The sequence below is a fragment of the Nocardiopsis lucentensis DSM 44048 genome, from assembly GCF_000341125.1.
Classification (GTDB): Bacteria; Actinomycetota; Actinomycetes; order Streptosporangiales; family Streptosporangiaceae; genus Nocardiopsis; species Nocardiopsis lucentensis.
The window spans coordinates 1-3,633 of record NZ_ANBC01000316.1 but is presented as its reverse complement, the minus strand read 5'-3'; the positions used below and the strand labels follow the sequence as shown (position 1 = coordinate 3,633).

Below are 3,633 nucleotides of genomic sequence, written 5' to 3'. Positions count from 1 at the left end.
GCCGCCACCGCCCTCCCCCGCCGCCCGGGGCCGACGGACCGTCGGCCCCGGGCGGCGCGGTCTCACGCGGGCGGTGCGGCGGCCCGGGACCGCAGCGCGCTCTTGTCGGTCTTGCCCAGTGCCGTCACCGGCAGGGAGTCCACGGTGAGGAGGCGTTCGGGGAGTTTGAAGGACGCGGTCCCCGCCTCGGCCATCGCCCGGCGCACGTCATCCAGCACCACCCGGTGGCCGGGGGAGGGCACGACGAACAGGCAGATCCGCTCACCGAGCTCGTCGTCGGGGAAGGCCACCGCGGCCGCCCGCCGGACGCCGGCCGCGCGCAGGGCCAGCTCCTCCACCTCCTCCGCGCTGACCTTCTCGCCGCCGCGGTTGATGACGTCCTTCTCCCTGCCGACGACGACCAGGTTTCCGTCCGGGCACAGGCGCACGATGTCGCCGGTCCTGTACCACCCGTCCCCGGTGAAGTGCCGCGCGTCGAGCTCTGGTGACCGGTAGTAGCCCCGGACGGTGTAGGGGCCCCGCGTGAGCAGCGCTCCCGGAACCCCCGTCTCCACGGGCTTCCCCCGCGGGTCGACGACCATGGTCTCGTCGTCGGGGCAGATGGGCCTGCCCTGGGTGTGGTGCACGACGTCGTCCGGGTCGTCGAGGCGGGTGAGGCAGAGCAGCCCCTCCGACATGCCGAACACCTGCTGGAGCGCGCAGCCGAGCTCGGGGCGGATTCGGCGGGCCGTGGCCGGGGCCAGGCGGGAGGCGCCGACCTGGAGCAGCCGCAGCGAGTCCAGGTCGGCCGCGGGGCCGGACTCCCGGTACTCCAGCCAACGGGAGACGATCGCCGGAACCGCGGAGGTCGCCGTGACCCGTTCCCGTTCGATCAGCGGGAAGACCGTCTCGGGGGTCGGCGACGGCGCGACCACCACCCGGCCGCCCGCCGCCAGGGCGCCCAGGACGCCCGGTCCGGTGTTGGGGAAGCCGTGGGCGAGCGGAAGGACCGCGAGATAGGCCGTGTCCGGGCCGAACCCGCACAGGCTCCCCGCCCTCGTGATCATGTAGGACAGGTCGTCGTGGGTGCGGGCGACGACCTTGGGCAGCCCGGTGGTCCCGCCCGAGAGTTTGAGCACCGCCACCGACCCCGGGTCCGGCGCCGACCGGTCCATCGACGCGCGGGCCCGTTCGGGGTCCGGCGCGGGCGCGCACAGCTCGGCCAGGTCCAGGCCGCCGGGGAGCGGCGCCGAGGCACCGCCCACCACGACGTGTTCCACCCCCTCCACGGCCCGGGCCGCCTCGTGCGCCGCGCCCTGGTGGTCGAAGCCGCGGAAGGCGTCCGGCACGACGATCATCCTCGGCCCGGTGTGCGCGACCACTTCCGTGAGCTCGCGCAGCCGGTACTGGGGCAGGACCCAGACCGGAGGCGCGCCGAGCCGGAGGCAGGCCACCGTCATGACGACGTGCTCCCACCGGTTCGGCAACTGGACGACGACCCGGTCCGCGGCGCGGACCCCCAGGCCGCGCATCCGCAGCGCGGCCCCGTCCGCGCGTGCCATCAGCTCGCGGAAGGTCATGCGTACGTCGCCGTCGACCAGGCACACGGCGTCGGGCCTGGCGCGCGCGGCCTCCGCGATTCGGGAGCCGAGCGGCCGCCCCTCCCAGTACCCCCTGGCTCTGTAGACCGCCGCCGCCTCCGTCGGCCACGGCACGAAGCCGTCCACGGGCGGAACCACTCCTGGGTTGGGCATGTCGTCTCCCGGTGTCCTGAGGGTTCGGTGCCCGGCCCCCGCTCACCGGCGGGTCCCCGGGCGCGCTTCCCCGGCAGCCTAGGAGGGCCCACATCCCACGATCCTCTCGATCGTTGCTCGATCACCGCTTCCGGACGGCCCCTGTCCGTACAGCGCACGTGACAAGTAGTCATTCCGATTCCGGGTGCCCGAATCTGACTGCGAGGGGGACGACACGGCCGCCGCGGCGGTCCGTCCGCTCGGCGATTTGAATGGGAGCGAGGAGCCGATGCAAACAGCAGCAGCTGACGAGGCGGTCGCCATTGTCGGGATGGCGTGCAGATTCGCCCCCGACCTTCTCTCCGCGGAGGACTTCTGGCGCTTCCTCGTTGAGGGCGGCAGCACCGTCTCGGACATGCCCGACAAACGGTGGAAGGCCTACGCGTCGAGTCACCCGAAGGCGACCACCGCCCTGCGCGAAACCGTTCTGAAGGGGTCCTTCCTCGACGACATCGAGGGCTTCGACGCGGACTTCTTCGGGATCTCGCCCAGGGAGGCCGACTTCCTCGACCCGCAACAGAGGTTCATGCTCGAACTCACCTGGGAGGCGCTGGCCGACGCGGGTATCCCCCCGCTGTCCCTGCGCGGCGGCCAGACGGGCGTGTACGCGGCCGCGAACTCCAACGACTACGGCCGCAGGCTGCTGGAGGACATCCCGCTCACGGGTGCCTACGCGGTCAACGGCACCACGTTCTACGGCATCGCGAACCGGGTCTCCTACTTCCTCGACCTGCGCGGGCCGAGCATGGCCGTGGACACCGCCTGCGCCGGTTCCCTGACCGCGCTGCACCTGGCGCGCGGGGGCCTGCTGTCGGGGGAGATCCCCCTGGCGGTCGTCGGCGGCCTCAACATCATGTCGACCCCGGCGCTCAACGTCGCCCTCAACGGCGCCGGGGCGATGTCCCCGGACGGCAGGAGCAAGGCCTTCGACCGCGACGCCGACGGCTACGGCCGCGGTGAGGGGGCGGGCGTGGTGGTGCTCAAGCGCCTCTCCGACGCCCGGCGCGACGGCAACCCCGTCCTGGCGGTCGTGCGCGGCAGCGGGGTCTTCCAGGACGGCCGCTCCGACGGGATGATGGCCCCCAACGGGAGCGCCCAGGAACACATGCTCCGCGAGGTCTACGAACGGGCGGGCATCGCGCCCGCCACGGTCGACTACGTGGAGGCGCACGGGACCGGGACGCCCTCCGGCGACGGTGAGGAGCTCACGGCGCTCGCCCGGGTCCTCGGTACGGGCCGCCCGGACGACAGGCCGTGCCTGATCGGCTCGGTCAAGCCCAACATCGGCCACATCGAGGGCGGCTCGGGGGTCGCCGGCGTGATCAAGACCGTGCTCGCCATGCGGCACGGCCGAATCCCCCGGAGCCTGCACGGCGCGCCCCACGACGGGATCGACTGGGACGGGAGCGGCCTGCGGCTGGTCGACGGGCTCGTGCCGTGGCCGTCCACCGGGGGCACGCGCCCGCGCAGGGCGGGTGTGTCCAGTTACGGCGTCGGCGGCACGATCTCGCACGTCCTCCTGGAACAGGACGTCGACGCCGACTCCGGGGCGGCGCGGAGCGCGGACCGTCCGGCTTCCGGGAGGGCGACGGTCTTCCCCCTCTCCGCCGCCTCGGCGGCCGGGCTGCGCGGCCTCGCCGCGAAGGTCGCCGACTGGGTGGAGGAGCGCCCCGACGCCTCCCTGGCCTCGATCGGCCACACGCTGGCCCTGCGCCGTTCGCACCTGGCCCAGCGCGGCGCCGTCGTCGCCGACTCCCCCGAAGCGCTGGTGGAGGGCCTGCGCGACCTCGCGGAGGAACGGGCCGGCCAGAGCGCGGTGTCGGACCGGGCCTCGGCCGACGACGGCGGCGTCACCTGGGTC

2 protein-coding genes are annotated in these 3,633 nt (G+C 73.9%); one reads left to right on the top strand and one right to left on the bottom strand.

Features of this window, described 5'->3' with window-relative positions; translation table 11 throughout:
* Positions 1 to 62: 62 nt before the first annotated feature.
* The gene (locus tag D471_RS0111225) at positions 63 to 1,733 is read right to left on the bottom strand and encodes a (2,3-dihydroxybenzoyl)adenylate synthase (RefSeq protein ID WP_026127618.1); all 1,671 of its coding nucleotides are present in this window, start codon (positions 1,731 to 1,733) and stop codon (positions 63 to 65) included.
* 268 nt (positions 1,734 to 2,001) lie between these two features.
* On the opposite strand from D471_RS0111225, the gene D471_RS33905 reads away from it, so the two are divergent.
* A partial coding sequence (locus D471_RS33905) for a type I polyketide synthase (RefSeq protein WP_040689230.1) occupies positions 2,002 to 3,633 on the top strand: 1,632 nt, incomplete at its 3' end.

Bases quoted from the DNA above. Each gene is read 5' to 3' on its own strand.
- D471_RS0111225 (WP_026127618.1), bottom strand. From the start codon at position 1,733: ATGCCCAACCCAGGAGTGGTTCCGCCCGTGGACGGCTTCGTGCCGTGG.